This window comes from Georgenia wutianyii, assembly GCF_006349365.1.
Lineage (GTDB): Bacteria > Actinomycetota > Actinomycetes > Actinomycetales > Actinomycetaceae > Oceanitalea > Oceanitalea wutianyii.
In genome coordinates this window covers 627869-645613 of the sequence record NZ_CP040899.1, presented here as the reverse complement: position 1 = coordinate 645613, position 17745 = coordinate 627869, and the positions used below count along the sequence as shown (strand labels likewise).

The 17745-nt window shown below is 73.1% G+C and carries 16 protein-coding genes; 9 read left to right on the top strand and 7 right to left on the bottom strand.

The annotated features are described in order from the left end of the window. Nucleotide 1 precedes the first annotated feature (1 nt). The 4 genes from FE251_RS02925 to FE251_RS02910 are packed head-to-tail and all read left to right on the top strand — an operon-like array spanning nucleotide 2 to nucleotide 4105. Entirely contained in the window at nucleotides 2-682 is a 681-nt protein-coding gene (locus FE251_RS02925; RefSeq protein ID WP_139947784.1) for an EboA domain-containing protein, read from the top strand. A 21-nt stretch (nucleotides 683-703) separates the two neighbouring features. Next, nucleotides 704-1570: a TatD family hydrolase gene (locus tag FE251_RS02920; protein WP_139070957.1), complete on the top strand. Its 867-nt coding sequence runs from the start codon at nucleotides 704-706 to the stop codon at nucleotides 1568-1570. A 1-nt stretch (nucleotide 1571) separates the two neighbouring features. Then, a complete protein-coding gene (eboE, locus tag FE251_RS02915) occupies nucleotides 1572-2738 on the top strand; it encodes a metabolite traffic protein EboE (protein WP_139947782.1) in 1167 nt (388 codons plus the stop codon). Next, nucleotides 2735-4105: an alkaline phosphatase family protein gene (locus FE251_RS02910; RefSeq protein ID WP_139947780.1), complete on the top strand. Its 1371-nt coding sequence runs from the start codon at nucleotides 2735-2737 to the stop codon at nucleotides 4103-4105. The genes eboE and FE251_RS02910 overlap by 4 nt, the downstream gene beginning before the upstream one ends. A 554-nt stretch (nucleotides 4106-4659) precedes the next feature. Here FE251_RS02910 and manA read toward each other — a convergent pair. The 4 genes from manA to FE251_RS02890 form a co-directional block, all read right to left on the bottom strand. Beyond that, nucleotides 4660-5859 carry a mannose-6-phosphate isomerase, class I gene (gene manA, locus FE251_RS02905; RefSeq protein WP_139070954.1) on the bottom strand — a complete coding sequence of 400 codons (1200 nt, stop codon included), beginning with the start codon at nucleotides 5857-5859 and terminating at the stop codon, nucleotides 4660-4662. Nucleotides 5860-5955: 96 nt separating this feature from the next. After that, entirely contained in the window at nucleotides 5956-7110 is a 1155-nt protein-coding gene (locus tag FE251_RS02900; protein ID WP_168202634.1) for a CAP domain-containing protein, read from the bottom strand. A gap of 132 nt (nucleotides 7111-7242) precedes the next feature. After that, nucleotides 7243-8103: a dTDP-4-dehydrorhamnose reductase gene (rfbD, locus tag FE251_RS02895; RefSeq protein WP_255303545.1), complete on the bottom strand. Its 861-nt coding sequence runs from the start codon at nucleotides 8101-8103 to the stop codon at nucleotides 7243-7245. A 53-nt stretch (nucleotides 8104-8156) separates the two neighbouring features. Next, nucleotides 8157-10094: an N-acetylmuramoyl-L-alanine amidase gene (locus FE251_RS02890; protein WP_139947776.1), complete on the bottom strand. Its 1938-nt coding sequence runs from the start codon at nucleotides 10092-10094 to the stop codon at nucleotides 8157-8159. Nucleotides 10095-10208: 114 nt separating this feature from the next. Between FE251_RS02890 and FE251_RS02885 the strand changes: the two genes are divergently transcribed. The 3 genes from FE251_RS02885 to FE251_RS02875 all read left to right on the top strand — a co-directional run bounded on the left by FE251_RS02885 (nucleotide 10209) and on the right by FE251_RS02875 (nucleotide 13536). Beyond that, nucleotides 10209-11537: a UDP-glucose dehydrogenase family protein gene (locus FE251_RS02885; RefSeq protein ID WP_139947774.1), complete on the top strand. Its 1329-nt coding sequence runs from the start codon at nucleotides 10209-10211 to the stop codon at nucleotides 11535-11537. A gap of 44 nt (nucleotides 11538-11581) precedes the next feature. Beyond that, on the top strand, nucleotides 11582-12571 hold the full coding sequence (gene rfbB / locus FE251_RS02880) for a dTDP-glucose 4,6-dehydratase (RefSeq protein WP_139070950.1): 990 nt from the start codon (nucleotides 11582-11584) through the stop codon (nucleotides 12569-12571). Nucleotides 12572-12666: 95 nt separating this feature from the next. Next, nucleotides 12667-13536 carry an Fpg/Nei family DNA glycosylase gene (locus FE251_RS02875; RefSeq protein ID WP_139947772.1) on the top strand — a complete coding sequence of 290 codons (870 nt, stop codon included), beginning with the start codon at nucleotides 12667-12669 and terminating at the stop codon, nucleotides 13534-13536. Nucleotides 13537-13646: 110 nt separating this feature from the next. Here the strand turns inward: FE251_RS02875 and FE251_RS02870 are convergent, their stop codons facing one another. The 3 genes from FE251_RS02870 to FE251_RS02860 are packed head-to-tail and all read right to left on the bottom strand — an operon-like array spanning nucleotide 13647 to nucleotide 16326. Beyond that, nucleotides 13647-14633 carry a Gfo/Idh/MocA family protein gene (locus tag FE251_RS02870; protein WP_139070966.1) on the bottom strand — a complete coding sequence of 329 codons (987 nt, stop codon included), beginning with the start codon at nucleotides 14631-14633 and terminating at the stop codon, nucleotides 13647-13649. After that, the gene (locus tag FE251_RS02865; RefSeq protein ID WP_139070948.1) at nucleotides 14633-15736 is read right to left on the bottom strand and encodes a DegT/DnrJ/EryC1/StrS family aminotransferase; all 1104 of its coding nucleotides are present in this window, start codon (nucleotides 15734-15736) and stop codon (nucleotides 14633-14635) included. Before FE251_RS02865 ends, FE251_RS02870 begins: the two co-directional genes overlap by 1 nt. Continuing rightward, complete coding sequence (locus tag FE251_RS02860; protein ID WP_139070947.1) at nucleotides 15733-16326, bottom strand: acyltransferase; 594 nt, start codon at nucleotides 16324-16326, stop codon at nucleotides 15733-15735. Before FE251_RS02860 ends, FE251_RS02865 begins: the two co-directional genes overlap by 4 nt. 243 nt (nucleotides 16327-16569) lie before the next feature. Here FE251_RS02860 and FE251_RS02855 point away from each other — a divergent pair, with 243 nt between their 5' ends. Continuing rightward, on the top strand, nucleotides 16570-17274 hold the full coding sequence (locus FE251_RS02855; protein WP_139070946.1) for a glycosyltransferase family 2 protein: 705 nt from the start codon (nucleotides 16570-16572) through the stop codon (nucleotides 17272-17274). A 21-nt stretch (nucleotides 17275-17295) separates the two neighbouring features. Beyond that, nucleotides 17296-17667 (top strand): DUF2304 domain-containing protein, encoded by a 372-nt coding sequence (locus FE251_RS02850; RefSeq protein WP_230976520.1) that lies wholly within the window; start codon nucleotides 17296-17298, stop codon nucleotides 17665-17667. Nucleotides 17668-17745 lie beyond the last annotated feature (78 nt).

Below are 17745 nucleotides of genomic sequence, written 5' to 3'. Positions count from 1 at the left end.
CATGAGCCGTACCCAGCAGCTGCGCGCCGACCTCGCCGAGCACCTCTCCCCGGCCGCGAGCGAGCGGCTGGAGCAGATGACCGCGCAGATCGCCGCCGACCCCACCGTCATCGGGCGCCTCTTCCCGGCCGCTGCGCGGGAGGTCGCCCGCGGTCCGCTGGACCCGGCGGACCGCAGCGGCCTGTACGGTCCCACCCTCGACGACGCCGTCCGCGGCGTCCTCGTCGCCGCGCTCCTCGAGGCGCTCGACGACGAGGAGGCGGCCCTGCGCGAGCTCACCGAGCTCTACCGCTTCGGCGACGGCGACGAGAAGCGCGCCGTGCTGCGCGCCCTCGACGGCCTGGGCACCGCTGCCCAGCCCCTCGTCGAGGACGGGCTGCGCACCAACGACATCCGCATCGTCGCCGCCGCCATGGGCGAGTGGTCCGGGCAGCGGCTCGACCCCGCCACCTGGCGCCAGGGCGTCCTGAAGTGCCTGTTCGTCGGCGTGCCCCTCGCGGCGGTCGACAGCCTCGGTGAGCGCACCGACGACGAGCTCGGCCGCATGGTCGCCGCCTACGCCCACGAGAGGCTCGCCGCCGGCCGCGCCGTGCCCGAGGACGTGCGCCTCGTCCTCGACCGCGTCCCCCACGTCCTGGACCAGTTCCCCGACGTCGCCGCCACCCTGCGGCCCACCGCCTGACCACCCCACCAGGAGCCCGCCATGCGCATCTTCGACCCGCACATCCACATGACGTCCCGCACGACGGACGACTACGAGGCCATGCACGCGGCCGGCGTGCGGGCCCTGGTCGAGCCGGCGTTCTGGCTCGGCCAGCCCCGCACCACCGTGGGCTCCTTCGTCGACTACTTCGACGCGCTCGTCGGCTGGGAGCGCTTCCGCGCCTCCCAGTTCGGCATCGCGCACCACGCGACGATCGCGCTCAACCCCAAGGAGGCCAACGACCCGCGCTGCCTCGGCGTGCTGGACGTGCTGCCCCGCTACCTCGCCAAGGACGGCGTCGTCGCCGTCGGCGAGGTCGGGTTCGACTCGATGACCGAGGCCGAGGAGCGGGTCTTCGCCCGCCAGCTCGAGCTCGCCGGCGAGTTCGGCCTGCCCGCCATGGTCCACACCCCCCACCGGGACAAGGCCGTCGGCACCCGCCGCACCCTCGACCTCGTCGCCGAGGTCGGCATCGAGCCCGGGATGGTCGTCGTCGACCACCTCAACGAGACCACCGTCGAGATGGTCGACGACGCCGGCGCCTGGCTCGCGTTCTCCATCTACCCCGACACGAAGATGGACGAGCACCGCCTCGTGCGCATCCTCCAGGAGCGCGGGCTGGACCGGGTGCTGGTGAACTCCGCCGCCGACTGGGGCCGCAGCGACCCGCTGAAGACCTACAAGACCGGCCAGGCGATGCTTGCCGCCGGCTTCACCGACGACGACGTCGACCGCGTGCTGTGGCGCAACCCGGTGGAGTTCTTCGGGCAGAGCGGGCGCCTCATGCTCGACTACGACACCACCGACCGGACGGCGGCGACCTTCGAGGGCAACTCGATCCTGCGCGGAGAGCGCACCGGGGCCTGACATGCGCCTGCGTCACCCGGACGGGACCGTCGTCCACCTCGCCTACTGCAGCAACGTCCACCCCGCGGAGGACCTCGCCGGGATCCACGACCAGCTCCGCCGCTTCGCCGGGCCGGTGCGCGCCGAGCTCGGCGTCGACCGGCTCGGCCTGGGGCTGTGGCTGCCGGCGCAGGCGGCCGGGCTGCTCGCCGCCGACAGGTCCGAGCTCGCGGCGCTGCGTCGCACGCTGGACGAGCAGGGCCTGGAGGTCGTCACGCTCAACGCCTTCCCCTACGGCGGCTTCCACGACCCGGTGGTCAAGCACCGCGTCTACCGGCCCGACTGGACCGAGCCCGAGCGCCTGGAGTTCACGCTCGACGCCGCGGCCGTGCTCGCCGGGCTGCTGCCCGAGGACGCCGTCCGCGGCAGCGTGAGCACCCTTCCGCTCGCATGGCACACGCCGTGGTCGCCCGAGCGGGCGGCCACGGCTCGGGTGAACCTCGACCTGCTCGCCGACGGCCTGGCCCGGCTGCGTGACCGCACCGGACGCACCGTGCGGGTGGGCCTGGAGCCCGAGCCCGGCTGCGTCGTCGAGACGACGGCCCAGGCCGTCCGCGAGCTCGCCGGCATCGACACCGAGCACCTCGGGGTGTGCGTCGACACCGCGCACCTCGCCACCGTCTTCGAGGACCCCGCCGAGGCGATGGCTCGGCTCACCTCGGCGGGGCTGCCCGTCGTCAAGGCGCAGGTGTCCGCCGCCCTCGACGTCGCGGACCCCGCCGACCCGGCCTCGCGCGCCGTCCTCGCCGAGTTCGTCGAGGACCGCTTCCTCCACCAGGTCCGCGAGCCCACCGCCGACGGCGTCGTCGGGCGCGACGACCTGCCCGAGGCGCTCGGGGACGAGCCGCTGCCCGCCGAAGGACCCTGGCGGGTGCACTTCCACCTGCCGCTGCACTCGGCCCCGCGCAGCCCGCTGGGCAGCACGACGGCCTCGCTCACCGCGTCGCTCGGGGCGCTCGTCGGCGGCCCGCGGCCCCTGACCGACCACCTCGAGGTGGAGACCTACACGTGGGCGGTCCTGCCGCCCGACCAGCGCCCGGCGGACGACGCCGGGCTCGTCGCGGGGATCGCGGCCGAGCTGCGGCACGCCCGCGGCGAGCTGCTCTCGCTCGGACTGGAGGACGCATGACCAAGGTGCTCGTACTCAACGTCGTCGCGCTGACCCCGCAGCTGCTCGAGCACATGCCGCGGCTGCGGCGCGTGGCCCGGCAGGGCTACCAGGCCCAGCTCGACACGGTGCTGCCCGCCGTCACGTGCACCGCCCAGTCCACCTACCTCACCGGTCTGCTGCCGAGCGAGCACGGCATCGTCGCCAACGGGTGGTACTTCCGCGACCTCGGCGACGTCCTGCTGTGGCGCCAGCACAGCGGTCTGGTCGAGGGCGAGCGCGTGTGGGAGACCATCCGCCGCCACCGCCCGGGCTACCGGGTCGCCAACGTGTGCTGGTGGTACGCCATGGGCGCCGACGTCGACACGACCGTCACGCCCCGGCCCGAGTACCACGCCGACGGGCGCAAGGAGCCCGACTGCTGGACCTGGCCGCCGTCCCTGCACGACGAGCTGGTCACCGAGCTCGGGCCCTTCCCGCTCTTCACCTTCTGGGGGCCGGGAGCGAACATCGAGTCCTCGAGGTGGATCGTCGGCGCGACCCGCAAGGTCATGCCCGACCACGACCTCACCCTCGCCTACATCCCGCACCTGGACTACGACCTCCAGCGCTTCGGGTCCTCCGGCCCCGAGGCCGTTCGGGCTGCGAAGGAGGTCGACGAGGCCCTCGCCCCCCTGCTCGACGACGCCGAGGCGCTCGGCGCGACCGTCGTCGTCCTGTCCGAGTACGGCATCACCGACGTCGACACGCCCGTCGACGTCAACCGGGCGCTGCGCCGCGCAGGGCTGCTGCACGTCCACCGCAACTCCACCGGCGAGCTCCTCGACCCCTGGACGTCACGCGCGTTCGCCGTCGCCGACCACCAGCTCGCGCACGTCTACGTCAAGGACCCGGCCGACGTGCCCGCGGTGCGCGAGCTGCTCGAGGCGCTGCCCGGCGTCGAGCAGGTGCTCGACGAGGAGGGCAAGCGGGCCAACGGCCTGGACCACCCGCGCTCCGGGGAGCTCGTGCTCGTCGCCGAGCCGCGCGCGTGGTTCACGTACTATTACTGGCTCGAGGATCGTCATGCCCCGGACTTCGCCCGGCTCGTGGAGATCCACAAGAAGCCGGGCTACGACCCCGTCGAGCTGTTCATGGACCCGGAGGACAGGTTCGTCAAGCTCCGGGCGGGCAAGGCCCTGCTGCGCAAGAAGCTCGGGATGCGCTACCTCATGGACGTCGTGCCGCTCGACCCGGCCCCGCTGCGCGGCAGCCACGGGCGCCTGCCCGACTCCCCGGAGGCCGGCCCGGTCCTCCTGTGCAGCGACCCGGCGACCGCGACGTCCCACGTCCGCGCCACCGAGGTCCGCGACCTCCTCCTCCGCCTCGCCGACGTCCCCACCCCCTGACCCCCATCCCCCGCGACAGCCGACTTCCGCCCGACAGCCGAGTTGGTCGCGACAGCCGACTTCTGCGCGACAGCCGGGTTGGTCGCGACAGCCGAGTTGCTCGCGACAGCCGACTTCTGCGCGACAGCCGAGTTGCTCGCGACAGCCGACTTCCGCACGACAGCGGACTTCCGTACGACAGCCGACTTCCGCACTAACACCGACCGGTCGACGTCCGCGCACACCTCAGCGCGGGAATTCCACTCGTCGCGCACGCCGACGACAGTTCCCCAGCGCAGACAGAACCCCGCTCTCGCGAGCAAGTCCGCTCTCGCGAGCAAGTCCGCTCTCGTGCGGAAGTCCGCTCTCGCGAGAAAGTCGGCTCTCGCGAGCAAGTCCGCTCTCGCGAGAGAGTCCGCTCTCGCGAGCGAGTCCGCTCTCGCGAGAACGTCGGCTCTCGCGAACAAGTCCGCTCTCGCGAGAAAGTCCGCTCTCGCGAGCAAGTCCGCTCTCGTGAGCAAGTCCGCTCTCGCGAGCAAGTCCGCTCTCGCGAGCAAGTCGGCTCTCGCGGAGGGTCAGGGGACGTCGGCCTGGACGAGGGTGCCGGTGCCGGCGATGGTGAGGGGACCGTCGTCGGCACGGACGAACGCGGCGTGCCCCCGGTCGAGGGTGAGGCCGCGGGTCTCCCCGCTCACCGCGAGCGAGCCCTCGAGGCACAGGAGCACCCGCGGGCCACGGCCCGGCAGGGGACGCGGGCCGTCGGCGCAGTCGCCCTCGGCCAGGGTCGTCACCGACAGCTCGAAGTCGTCCACCGGCGCGTAGAACACACGGGTCGCCCCGTGGAACACCTCCGGCGCGATGCGGATCGGCGGTGCGGCCACGTAGTCGACGCAGTCGAGCACCTCGGCGACGTCGACGTGCTTGCTCGTCAGCCCGGCCCGCAGGACGTTGTCCGAGGAGGCCATGACCTCGACGCCGAGCCCGGACAGGTAGGCGTGCACGCCGCCGGCCGGGACGAACAGCGAGTCCCCGGGCTGCAGGGTCACCGGGTTGAGGAGCAGGGAGGCGACGACGCCGGGGTCGTGCGGGTACTCCTCGGCCAGCCGGCAGACGATGCCGTCGGCGCGCGGTGACGGCGAGCCCTGCGCGGCCCGTTCCCGGCAGGCCGCGACCACCTGCTCGACCTCCTCCGGCCCGGGGCGGGTGGACTCGTGGAGCAGCGCGGTGAACGCGGTGCGCATGCCCGACGGCGTCGGGTCGGCGCGCAGCGCCGTGTGCAGGGACCGCGCCACGGGGGCGTCGAGGCCGGCGAGCAGCTCGGCGGCCCGCCGCGGCGCGCGGAAGCCGCACAGCGCCTCGAACGTCGTGAGCGCGAAGACGAGCTCGGGCTTGTGGTTCGGGTCGCGGTAGTTGCGCACGGGCGAGTCGAGGGCGACGCCGGCGGCATTCTCCGCGGCGAAGCGCTCCTGGGCGCGCCGCAGGTCGGGGTGCACCTGGAGGGACAGCGGCCGCTGCGGGGCGATGAGCTTGAGGAGGTAGGGCAGCTGGGGGCCGAAGCGGGCCAGGACGTCGTACCCCAGGGTGCCCTCGGGGTCCTCGGTGATGAGCGAGCGGAGGTCCGAGCCGTCCTCCGCCGTCCGTGCCGGGGCGGAGGGGTGGGCCCCGAACCAGAGCTCGGCGAGAGGTGTGCCGTCCGGCTCGCTGCCCACGAGATCGTGGATCGCCGACGCCGAACCCCACGCGTACGCCCGGGGCACGCCGAACACTCGCCGCATCTGTCACACCTCTCCCACGGCAGGCGGTCGCCGTGCCGGTCCGCCTACCGTAACGGGCGGGCTGGAGGAAAGGGCTGAGGCCCTCTCAGGCGCGGCTCAGGAGCAGCTGCGGGCGAAGCGCTGGGTGTTGTAGATGCGGCCGTTGTCCGCCTGGACGCTGCCGATGGCGATGAAGCGGTTCTCCGGGGCGAGGATGTTGGCCCGGTGGCCCGGGGAGTTCATGTACTCACGCAGGACCGCCGCGGGGTCGGTGGCGAAGCCGCTCGTGCCCCAGAAGATGTTCTCCGCCGAGGCGTCACAGCCCGCGGCCCGGCCGTCGGAGCTGATGGTCGTGCCGGTCGCGTGCTCGAAGCTGCCGGTGCGCGCCATCCACCTCGAGTGCTCCAGGGCGCCCTCGCGAAGGAGCGGCCAGGCCTGCGCGGGCGCGACGCCGGCGCGGCGCCGCTCGGCGTTGACGAGGTCGACCATCTCGGCGTCGAAGGAGGTGAGGCCGCCCTGGCCGGCGCTCTGCGCCGCGCGGCGGATGCCGAGCGTCGCGGCGCCGTCACCGTTCCAGTCGCCCACGAGGACGGCGTCGTCGTCGCGCCCGAAGGCCAGCACCCGGTCGGCCCCGCCGCCCGCAATCCGGTTCTTCAGGTAGTAGGCGCTGCCGCGGCGCACCCCGAGGGTGTCGCGGCCGTCGCCGTTCCAGTCCCCGACGAGGACGTCGTCGCCGGCGCGCCCGTAGGGCACGGTGTGGTCGGCCCGCCCGCCGGAGAGGGAGTTCTTCAGGTGGTAGACGTTGCCGCGGCGCACCCCGAGGGTGTCGCGGCCGTCGCCGTCCCAGTCCCCGACGAGGACCTCGTCACCCGGGTTGCCGTAGACGACGACCCGGTCCGCGCCGCCGCCGCCGAGGGAGTTCTTCACGTGGTAGACGTTGCCGCGGCGCACGGCCGGGGTGTCGACGCCGTCGCCGTCCCAGTCGCCCATGAGGACGGTGTCGCCGGGGCGCCCGTAGGTGACGACGCGGTCGGCCGAGCCGCCGGAGAGGGTGTTGGCGAAGTAGTAGGTGGCGCCGCGACGGACGGCCAGCGTGTCCTCGCCGTCGCCGTCCCAGTCGCCGACGTAGACGCGGTCTCCGGCGCGCCCGTAGGCCACGGTCTCGTCGGTGCGCGAGCTCCAGCCGTCGGTGAGGTGGTAGACGCTGCCGCTGCCTCCGACCTCACCGCCCTTGGCGTTCGCGGGCGCTCCGAGGAGCGTCAGTGCCGTCACCGTTCCGACCACGAGCGCAGTGCGTCGCGCACCCATCGGTTCCCCCGTTCGTTCCGCCCGGTACGGCCTGTCCTGGCCGAGCAACAAGCCTAGGCGGCTGGGAGGGACGTGGCATCCCGCCTGATCAGCGGCTCAGGCGAGGACCTCGGGGGCCGCCACGGTCCACCGCTCGGCCCAGTGGCCGATGGGCTCGACACCGGCGAGCAGCAGCGCCTCGTGGCCCAGCACCGAGTACGACGGGCGCGGGGCGGGCCGCTTGAAGTCCGCCGCGGTCGTCGGGCTCACCATGGCCGGGTCCTTGCCGAGGGTGCGGACGATCTCCTCGGTGAAGCCGAACCACGACGTCTCACCGGAGGAGGTCCCGTGGTACGTCCCGGACGGCGCGTCGGCCTCGACGAGCCGCACGAGCAGGTCGGCGAGGTCCGCCGTCCACGTCGGCTGGCCGACCTCGTCGGCGACGACGGTCAGCGCGTCCCGCTCGGCGGCCAGGCGGGCCATCGTCTTGGGGAAGCACTTGCCGTGGGCGCCGTAGAGCCACGCGGTGCGCACGATGAGGTGGTCGGGGCACTCGGCGCGCACGGCCCACTCCCCTGCGGCCTTGGTGCGCCCGTAGGCCGAGCGCGGGGCGATGGCCGCGGACTCCGCGTAGGGCCGGGTGGCGTCACCGGCGAAGACGTAGTCGGTGGAGATCTGCACCATCCGGGCGCCGGCGAGGCGCGCGGCCCGGGCGAGCAGCTGGGGAGCGACGGCGTTGAGGGCGAAGGCCGCGGCCTCCTTCTCCTCGGCGTCGTCCACGGCGGTCCACGCGGCGCAGTTGACGACGACGTCGACGTCGCGCACCTGCTCGGCCACCTGGGCGGGGTCGGTGACGTCGAGCTCCTCACGGTCGGCGGCGACGACGTGCGCGCCGCGGCTGCGCAGGAGGTCGCACACGTCGGTGCCCAGCATTCCCGCGGCTCCGGCCACCAGCCACCGCGTACCCTCGATGTTCACCCGGACAGCCTAGTGGGCGGGCGCCGGGCACGCCGCCCGCCCACGTCCACGGCTCAGCCGAGGCGGCGCACCCCGATGCCGTCGACGCCGTCGCCGTCCCAGTCGCCGACGAGCGACGCGTCGGCCGGGCGGCCGAACTCGAAGACGCTGTTCGCCTCCCCGCCCGCGAGCCGATTGTTGACGTAGTAGCTGCGCCCGCGGCGCACCGTGATGGTGTCCTTGCCGTCGCCGTCCCAGTCGCCGACGAGGACGAGGTCGGAGTCGCGGCCGTAGCGGAAGACGTGGTCGGCCTCGCCCCCGGACATCGAGTTCTTCACGTGGTAGACGCTGTAGCGGCGCACGGCGAAGGTGTCCTTGCCGTCCCCGTTCCAGTCCCCGACGAGCACCCGGTCACGCTCGCGGCCGTAGACGATGACCTGGTCGGCCGGGCCGCCGCTCAGCGAGTTCTTCACGTGGTACTCCCGGCCGCGGCGCACCGCGAGGGTGTCCTTGCCGTCCCCGTTCCAGTCCCCGACGAGGACGTCGTCGCCCGCGCGCCCGTAGACGACGACGGAGGAGGGGGTGGACCCGTGGTCGTCGTAGAACTCGTAGCGGCTGCCGCGGCGCACCGCGACGGTGTCGACGCCGTCGCCGTCCCAGTCGCCGACGAGCAGGGTGTCGGCCGACCGGCCGCGCGGGTAGGACAGGTCCGCCCCGCCGCCGGTGGCGACGTTCCTGAGGTGGACGGTGCTCGGCCGCCCGCCCAGGGCCGAGACGCGGCGGGCGACGTCGTCGAGGAGGGCGGGGATGCGCGCGTAGATGTCGTCGCCGGGACAGGTGGTGGCGTCGACGTCGCGGTGGGCGAAGACGCGCGGGAGCTGCTGCCCGGCGGGGCGTGCGTAGGTGCCCGGGGAGCGGTAGCCGCTGGCCGTCCGCACCTCGATGCCGGCGTCGGCGAACTTCCACGCGATGACCTCGGCCATGCGTGTCATGACGAGGTCGGGGGCACGCACGCGCGTGTAGTCCCCGATGACGGAGATGCCGAGCGTGCCGTCGTTGAAGCCGCGGGCGTGACCGCCCTCGGCCATGAGGCCGTAGGGCGCGGCGAGGGTGCCGTTGCGGCCCTCGAAGACCTGGCCGTACTTGTCGACGAGGAAGTTGTAGCCGATGTCGCCCCAGCCGCGGCTCGTCGAGTGGTAGTGGTAGATGCCCCGGACGATGCCGGCGGACTGCGCCGCGGTGTAGTCGTTGGAGCCGGCGGTGTGGTGGACGACGGCGGCGCGCAGCTCGTAGAAGTCCGGTGTCCAGGCGGGGGTGGAGTAGCCGGCGCCCCACCCGGAGCGGGGCACGACGCTCGGCGCGCCCGCCGTGGCGGCGAGCACCCCGAAGGTCGGGGCGGCGGCCTCGGTCTGCGCGGCCGACGCCGGGCCCGACGCGGTGGCCGTCGCGGTCGCCGAGGAGGCGACGCGTCGGGTCAGCTCGGCGGCCGCGGGCGCGGAGTCGGCGACGACCTCCTCGTCGGTGGGCTCCGGCGGGATGAGGTGGACGCGCAGGTCCTGGGGCAGGGTGCCGTCACCGCCGTCGAGCCGGAGCTGGACCCCGGTGGCCCCGCCGACGACGTACGGCTCGCTCCCCCCGACGTCCTCCCCGTCGACCACCTCGGTGTCGAGCTCGGTCCACGACGTCCACCCCTCCCCGGAGCGGACGCGGATGGAGATCCTCTCGTCGGGCTCCTGCCCGCCGGCCCAGGTGACGCCGGCGACGTAGAACTCCGGCGCCTCGAGCTCGGGAGTGAGGACCGAGCTGCCGGCGCGCAGGTCAGCCACCGTCCGCGCGAGGTCGGTGGGCCGTCCGTCGTCGTCGGTGAGCTGGAGGACGGCGACGTCGCGGGCGGCGTCGCCGGGTGCCGGACCGCCTCCGGGCGCCGCGAGGGCGGCGGGAGCCACGGCCCCGACGATGAGAGCACCGGCTGCCGTGCCGGCGACGACGAGGCGCGCTCCACGGGACGTCATGCGTCGAATCTACCGGCTTGTCCGGTTCGGCGACGGGTGGCGTGTTGCCCCCGGCGGCAAAACGGCGGCCGTTGGTCTCCCCGCGAGGGGACCGCCGCTCGCTAGGGTGAGCCCATGCAGATTTCGGTGATCGGTTGTGGCTACCTGGGTGCGGTGCACGCGGCGTCGATGGCAGAGCTTGGTCATGACGTCGTCGGCATCGACGTCGACGAGACCAAGGTGGCCCTCCTCGCACAGGGCAAGGCCCCGTTCCACGAGCCCGGCTTCGCGGACATCCTCGAGCGCAACGTCGCGGCGGGCCGGCTGCGGTTCTCCACCGACATGACCGAGGTGGCCGGCGCCGCGGTCCACTTCATCGGCGTGGGCACCCCGCAGCAGGAGGGCTCCTACGCGGCGGACATGTCCCAGGTCAACGGCTCGGTCGCGGCCCTGCTGCCGCACCTTGCGCCCACCGAGGCCGGCGCGCCCGTCGTCGTCGGCAAGTCGACCGTGCCGGTGGGCACGGCGGCCGGCATCGCCGCCCAGGTCGAGGCGGCCGGTGGCGTGCTCGTGTGGAACCCCGAGTTCCTCCGTGAGGGCTTCGCCGTCCAGGACACCATCTCCCCCGACCGCATGGTCTACGGCCTGCCCGCAGACCAGCAGGCCGCCGCGCACGGCCAGGCGCTGCTCGACGAGGTGTACGACGACCTCATCAACCGCCAGCAGATCCCGCGCCTGCTCACCGACTACCCGACCGCCGAGCTCGTCAAGGTGGCCGCGAACTCCTTCCTCGCGACGAAGATCTCCTTCATCAACGCGATGGCCGAGCTGTGCGAGGCCACCGGTGCCGACGTCACCCAGCTCGCCCAGGCCATCGGCCACGACGACCGCATCGGGTCGAAGTTCCTGCGCGCCGGCGTGGGCTTCGGCGGCGGCTGCCTGCCCAAGGACATCCGGGCGTTCATGGCCCGCGCCGAGGAGCTCGGCGTCGACGAGGCGCTCGGCTTCCTGCGCGAGGTCGACTCGATCAACGACCGGCGCCGTGACCACGTCATCACCCTGGCCACCGACCTGCTGGGCGGGCAGCTCGACGGCGCGAACGTCGCCGTCCTCGGGGCGGCGTTCAAGCCGGACACCGACGACATGCGCAACTCCCCCGCGCTCGACATCGCCCACCGGCTGGCGACCGCCGGCGCCCGGGTCACCGTCACCGACCCGCAGGCCGGCCCCGTGCTCGCCGGCCAGGACCACCACGACTTCACCGTCGCCCCCACCGCCCACGAGGCGATGACGGGCGCGGACCTCGTCCTGCTGCTCACCGAGTGGCGGGAGTTCAGCGAGCTCGACCCCGCGGCGACCGTGTCCCTGCCGAACCGGGCCGCTATCATCGACGGCCGCAACGTCCTGGACCCCGCCCAGTGGCGCGCAGCCGGCTGGACCTATCACGGCATGGGCCGTCCCTGACGCACACTAGGGGCACGTCCGTCATCAACGACAAGGAGCAGCCAGTGCACGTGCTGGTCACCGGAGGCGCCGGGTTCATCGGAGCCAACTTCGTCCACCAGACCGTCGCCGAGCGTCCTGACGCCCGCGTGACGGTCCTGGACAAGTTCACCTACGCGGCCAACCGGGAGTCCCTGGCCGGCCTGGACATCGAGATCGTCGAGGGCGACGTCGCCGACCGCGACGTCGTCGACCCGCTCGTCGAGGCGGCCGACGTCGTCGTCCACTTCGCGGCGGAGTCGCACAACGACAACTCGCTCAACGACCCGTGGCCGTTCGTCCAGACGAACCTCATCGGGACGTACACGGTGCTCGAGGCGGTGCGCCGTCACGGCACCCGCCTGCACCACATCTCGACCGACGAGGTGTACGGCGACCTCGAGCTCGACGACCCGGCGAAGTTCACCGCGTCCACGCCGTACAACCCCTCCTCCCCGTACTCCTCGACCAAGGCCGGCTCGGACATGCTCGTCCGCGCGTGGGTGCGGTCCTTCGGGGTGGAGGCGACGCTGTCGAACTGCTCGAACAACTACGGGCCGTACCAGCACATCGAGAAGTTCATCCCCCGCCAGATCACCAACGTGCTCGACGGCCGGCGTCCCAAGCTCTACGGCGCCGGGCTCAACGTGCGTGACTGGATCCACGTCGCGGACCACAACTCCGCGGTGTGGCGGATCATCGACGCCGGTCAGCTCGGGCGCACCTACCTCATCGGCGCCGACGGCGAGATGAACAACAAGGCCGTCGTCGAGCTCATCCTCGAGCTGCTCGGGCGTGACCCGCAGGACTACGACCACGTCGCGGACCGTCCGGGCCACGACCTGCGCTACGCGATCGACGCCACCCCGCTGCGTGAGGAGCTCGGCTGGGAGCCGCGGTTCCGCGACTTCCGCGCCGGGCTGGCCGACACCATCGAGTGGTACCGCGCCAACGAGGCGTGGTGGCGCCCGCAGAAGGACGCCGTCGAGGCCAAGTACGCCAAGACCGGCCAGTAGGCCGAGCACGCCGACGGCGCCGGGTCGCAGCTCCTGCGGCCCGGCGCCGTTCGCGTCCCCCGGCCCGTACCCGCGCGCTCTGCCACAATGGGCCGGTGCCCGAGCTGCCCGAGGTGCAGGCCCTGGCGCAGGTGCTCGCCACCCGTGCCACCGGCCAGGTGGTGCGCGCCGTCCACGTGACGAGCTTCCCGGCGCTCAAGACCTACGACCCGCCGCCGACGGCGCTCGTGGGCGCGGCCGTCACCGGGGTGGGGCGCCACGGCAAGTGGCTCGACGTCGTCACGTCCGGGCCCGACGGCGAGGTCCACCTCGTCCTCCACCTCGCCCGGGCGGGCTGGCTGCGGTGGCACGACACACCGCCCGAGGGGATGCCGCGGGCCGGACGGTCCGGGCTGGCGGCGCGCGTCGTGCTCGACGGCGGCGCGTTCGACCTCACCGAGGCCGGCACGAAGAAGAGCCTGGCCATCCACGTCGTGCGCGACCCCCGCGAGGTCGAGCGGATCGCCACGCTCGGTGTCGAGCCGCTGTCCCCCGACTTCACCCGGCAGGCCCTGGACGGCCTGCTCGACGCGCGCAACCAGCAGGTCAAGGGCCTGCTGCGGGACCAGGGCGCGATCGCCGGGATCGGCAACGCCTACTCCGACGAGATCCTCCACGCCGCCCGGCTCAGCCCCTTCGCCCTCACCCGGACGCTCGACGAGGAGGCCCGCGAGCGCCTGTTCACCGCCGTCACCGCCGTGCTCACGGCCGCGATCGAGGCGTCGGTGGGCAAGGACGCGCGGGACCTCAAGGACGTCAAGCGCTCGGGGATGGCCGTGCACGGGCGCACCGGCCAGGCGTGCCCGGTGTGCGGGGACACCGTGGCCGAGGTGTCCTTCGCCGACTCGTCCCTGCAGTACTGCCCCACCTGCCAGACGGGCGGCAAGAAGCTCGCCGACCGCCGCATGTCCAAGCTCCTCCGTTAACCAAAACCCCCCGACGCCGCCCCCACGCCGCCCCCCCGTCACCCCCGCAACGCCGAGAGCCGGATCGTGCACGGGGCACGATCCGGCTCTCGGCGGGTGAGGCGGGGGTGCTACAGGGCGATGGTGCGGCCGCCGTCGTGGGCGGAGGCGAGCATCGCCTCGATGACGGTGAGGGTGTGGACACCCTCACGCATGGTGACGATGTCCGTACCGGTGCCGGCGACGGCGTCACGGAAGTTCTCCTGCTCCACCGCGAGCGGCTCGCGCTTGGGCAGCGCGTAGCGCACGACGTCACCCTCGGTGACGCCGCGGAACTGGGCCACCCGGTCCCACGTCGTCGGCACGGTGCCGTTGGCGTAGAACGTGAGGTCGCCGGTCATCGTGTCGGCGACGAACGCGCCACGCTCGCCGGTGACGACGGTGGTGCGCTCCTTCATCGGCGAGAGCCAGTTGACGACGTGGTTGACGATGACGCCGGAGGCGAGCCGGCCGATGGCGAGCACCATGTCCTCGTGCTCGCGGCCCGAGCGGTGGGTCACCTGCGCGGCGACCTGGTCGTAGGGGCTGCCGGCGATGAACGCGGTGAGGTCGACGTCGTGGGTCGCGAGGTCCTTGACGACGCCGACGTCCGAGATCCGCGCCGGGAACGGGCCCTGGCGCCGGGTCTGAATCTGGTACACCTGTCCCAGCTCGCCCGCGGCGAGGCGCTTGCGCAGCTCGAGGACGGCGGAGTTGCACCGCTCGACGTAGCCGACGGCCCCGACGAGCCCGGCCTCCTCGAACGCCGTGGCGACCCGCTCCCCGGCCTCCACGGTGTGCGCGATCGGCTTCTCGATCATCGTGTGGACGCCGGCGGCGGCGAGTGCCAGGCCGACCTCCTCGTGGTGGACGGTCGGCACGGCGACCATCGCGGCGTCGATCCCGGCCGCGATGAGCGCGTGGACGTCGGGCAGCACCTCGAGGTCACCGGCCACCCCGTAGGCGTCCCCGCCGGGGTCGGCGACCGCGACGAGCTCCATCCCGGACGTCTGGCGGATGACCCGGGCGTGGTGACGGCCCATGGCCCCGAGGCCGATGAGGCCCATGCGGATCGGCATCACGCACCCGCCTTCGCCACGGCGTTGACCCCGGACACGACCCGCTCGAGGTCCTCCTGGGACAGCGAGGGGTGGACCGGCAGCGAGATGACCTCGCCGGCCGCCTTCTCGGTCTGCGGCAGCTCGTGCGCCGGGGCGTACTGCTCCAGCGAGGAGAGGCGGTGGTTGGGGATCGGGTAGTAGACGCCCGTCCCGACGCCGTGCTCCTCACGCAGCGCGGTGACCATGCGGTCCCGCTCGGAGGCCTCGACCCGGATCGTGTACTGGTGGTAGACGTGGACCGCACCGTCGGCCACCGGCGGGGTGACGACACCGGTGAGGTGCTCGTCGAAGAAGGCCGCGTTGGCCTGGCGCCGGGCCGTCCAGGCGGGCAGCTTGCCGAGCTGCACGCGGCCGATCGCCGCGTGGATGTCGGTCATCCGCACGTTGAGGCCGATGACCTCGTTGGCGTACTGGCGCTCCATGCCCTGGTTGCGCAGCAGGCGCACCATGCGGGCGACGGCCTCGTCGGCGCAGGAGACCATGCCGCCCTCACCGGACGTCATGTTCTTCGTCGGGTAGAGGGAGAACATCGCGAAGCGGCCCCACGTGCCGACCTTGCGGCCGTGGAGGCTCGCACCGTGCGCCTGCGCGGCGTCCTCGTAGATCTCCAGGCCGAGCTCGGCCGCGAGCGCCTCGAAGGCGACCATGTCGGCCGGGTGCCCGTACAGGTGCACCGGCATGACCCCGCGGGTGCGCTCGGTGACGGCGGCGCGCACCGACTCGGGGTCGAGGCAGAAGGTGTCGGGGTCGATGTCGGCGAACACCGGGGTGGCGCCGGTGAGCGCCACCGAGTTCGCCGTCGCCGCGAAGGTGAAGGACGGGACGATGACCTCGTCCCCGGGGCCGACACCGCTGGCGAGCAGGCCGACGTGGAGACCGGCGGTCCCCGAGCTCACCGCCTGGCAGCGGCGGCCCTCGACGAGCTGCTCCGCGAACTCCTCCTCGAACGCCGCGACCTGCGGGCCCTGCGCGACCATGCCCGAGCGCAGCACGGCGTCGACGGCGGCCCGCTCCTCGTCTCCGATGATCGGCTTCGCGGCAGGGATCAAGGACTGGTTCATGCGGTGACCTCGCGCAGTTCGTTGTCGTGGATGGCGTACGTCCGGCCGGTGGCCGGGCAGCGGAGCAGGTCGCCCTCGGGCTCGAGGCGACGTCCGGCGTGACCGACCCAGCCGATCTGGCGGGCCGGGACACCGGCGACGAGGGCGTGGGCGGGCACGTCACGGGTGACGACGGCGCCCGCGGCGACCGTGGCCCACGCACCGATCGTCACGGGCGCGACGCAGACGGCCCGGGCGCCGATGGCGGCGCCGGTGCCGACGGTCACGCCGACGGCCTCCCAGTCGTCGGCCGACTTGAGGGAGCCGTCGGGGTTGATGGCCCGCGGGTGGGTGTCGTTGGTGAGGACGGCGGCGGGGCCGACGAAGACGCCGTCGGCCAGCTCGGCGGGCTCGTAGACGAGCGCGTAGTTCTGCACCTTGCAGTTGTTCCCCAGCCGCACGCCGGTGCCGATGTAGGCGCCGCGGCCGACGACGCAGCCCTCGCCGAGGACCGCGCCCTCGCGCACCTGGGCGAGATGCCAGACGGAGGTGCCGTCGCCGAGTCGGGCGTCGGGCGCGACGTCGGCGCTGTCGGTGATCCGTACTGTCATTCGTCCCTTTCCGGCTGCCAGGTGCAGCGCCCCGCTCAGGGTAACGGAGCACACCCCGCGGCTCACGGGACCGTGGTCCGCGCCACGTCGCGGAAAGGCGGCTGTCGTGCGGAAGTCGGATGACGCGCGACGTCGGCGTCGTACGGAACTCGGCTGTCGTGCGGAAGTCGGCTGTCGCGGGTGGGAGGGAGGGCGAGGGAGCGAGGCAGGAGAAGGCCGGTGGGGTGCTGTCACAATGAGGGCATGAGATCGACGCCGGTCCCGCCCACCGGCGAACGCACCGTCACCGACACCTGGCTCGTCGTGCCGCTGTTCGAGGAGCAGTCCGTCATCGGCGACGTCGTGCGCCGGGCGCGGGAGACCTTCCCCAACATCGTCTGCGTCGACGACGGCAGCACCGACGAGTCCGCCGCGCGGGCGCGCGAGGCCGGCGCCGTCGTCGTGCGCCACCCCGTCAACCTCGGCCAGGGCGCCGCGCTGCAGACGGGCATCGAGTGGGTGCTCACCTGCACCGACGCCCCCTACCTCGTGACGTTCGACGCCGACGGCCAGCACCAGGTCTCCGACGCCGTCGACATGGTGCGCAAGGCGCGCGAGGAGGACCTCGCCGTCGTCTTCGGCTCCCGGTTCCTCGACGACCGCACCCGGCCCGGCCTGCTCAAGCGCGTCGTGCTCAAGACCGCGGTGTGGGTGACGAACCGCTCGACGGGGCTGCGGCTCACCGACGCGCACAACGGTCTGCGGGTCATCCGCCGCGACGCGGCCGAGCACGTCGACCTGCGCCAGGACCGCATGGCGCACGCCTCGGAGATCGTCGCCCAGCTCGGGCGGACCGGTCTACCGTGGGCCGAGCACCCCGTCCACGTCCTGTACACCGACTACTCGCGGGCCAAGGGCCAGTCCCTGCTCAACTCGGTGAACATCCTCGTCGACCTCCTCTTCCGCTGACCCTCCGACCCAGGGAGCCCCATGTCCGACCAGATCGTCATCCAGGTGCTGCTGCTCGTCGCGGTCAGCGTCGTGGCGGTGCTGCTCACCCGGGGGACGGCCAACGCTCGGCACCAGGCGATCCGGCGGATCCTCCTGGTGGGCTTCGTCGTCGTCGCGGCGGCGTCGGTGATGTTCCCCGACTGGCTCACCTGGCTGGCCCGCCAGGTGGGCGTCGGTCGTGGCGCGGACCTCCTCCTCTACGCGCTCGTCATCGCCTTCCTCTCCTACATCGCGACGAGCTACCGCCGGATGAGCGAGCTCGAGCGGCGGATCACCGTCCTCACCCGTGAGCTGGCCCTCACCCGCACCCGGCTCGAGGACGTCGAGGAGCCCGCCGAGCACGCCGAGTGAGCGGGGATGGGGCGGATGTTGCACAAACCCTCCACATCCGCGCCACGCTCTTGACGCAGCGCGCACGGCGGACGGTCC

Excerpts from the sequence above, each read along its gene's own strand:
- FE251_RS02860 (WP_139070947.1), bottom strand. The coding sequence starts at position 16,326 with ATGACAGTACGGATCACCGACAGCGCCGACGTCGCGCCCGACGCCCGA.
- FE251_RS02855 (WP_139070946.1), top strand. The coding sequence starts at position 16,570 with ATGAGATCGACGCCGGTCCCGCCCACCGGCGAACGCACCGTCACCGAC.
- FE251_RS02925 (WP_139947784.1), top strand. The coding sequence starts at position 2 with ATGAGCCGTACCCAGCAGCTGCGCGCCGACCTCGCCGAGCACCTCTCC.
- FE251_RS02910 (WP_139947780.1), top strand. The coding sequence starts at position 2,735 with ATGACCAAGGTGCTCGTACTCAACGTCGTCGCGCTGACCCCGCAGCTG.
- FE251_RS02865 (WP_139070948.1), bottom strand. The coding sequence starts at position 15,736 with ATGAACCAGTCCTTGATCCCTGCCGCGAAGCCGATCATCGGAGACGAG.
- FE251_RS02850 (WP_230976520.1), top strand. The coding sequence starts at position 17,296 with ATGTCCGACCAGATCGTCATCCAGGTGCTGCTGCTCGTCGCGGTCAGC.
- manA (WP_139070954.1), bottom strand. The coding sequence starts at position 5,859 with ATGCGGCGAGTGTTCGGCGTGCCCCGGGCGTACGCGTGGGGTTCGGCG.
- eboE (WP_139947782.1), top strand. The coding sequence starts at position 1,572 with ATGCGCCTGCGTCACCCGGACGGGACCGTCGTCCACCTCGCCTACTGC.
- FE251_RS02885 (WP_139947774.1), top strand. The coding sequence starts at position 10,209 with ATGCAGATTTCGGTGATCGGTTGTGGCTACCTGGGTGCGGTGCACGCG.
- FE251_RS02890 (WP_139947776.1), bottom strand. The coding sequence starts at position 10,094 with ATGACGTCCCGTGGAGCGCGCCTCGTCGTCGCCGGCACGGCAGCCGGT.
- FE251_RS02870 (WP_139070966.1), bottom strand. The coding sequence starts at position 14,633 with ATGCCGATCCGCATGGGCCTCATCGGCCTCGGGGCCATGGGCCGTCAC.
- FE251_RS02920 (WP_139070957.1), top strand. The coding sequence starts at position 704 with ATGCGCATCTTCGACCCGCACATCCACATGACGTCCCGCACGACGGAC.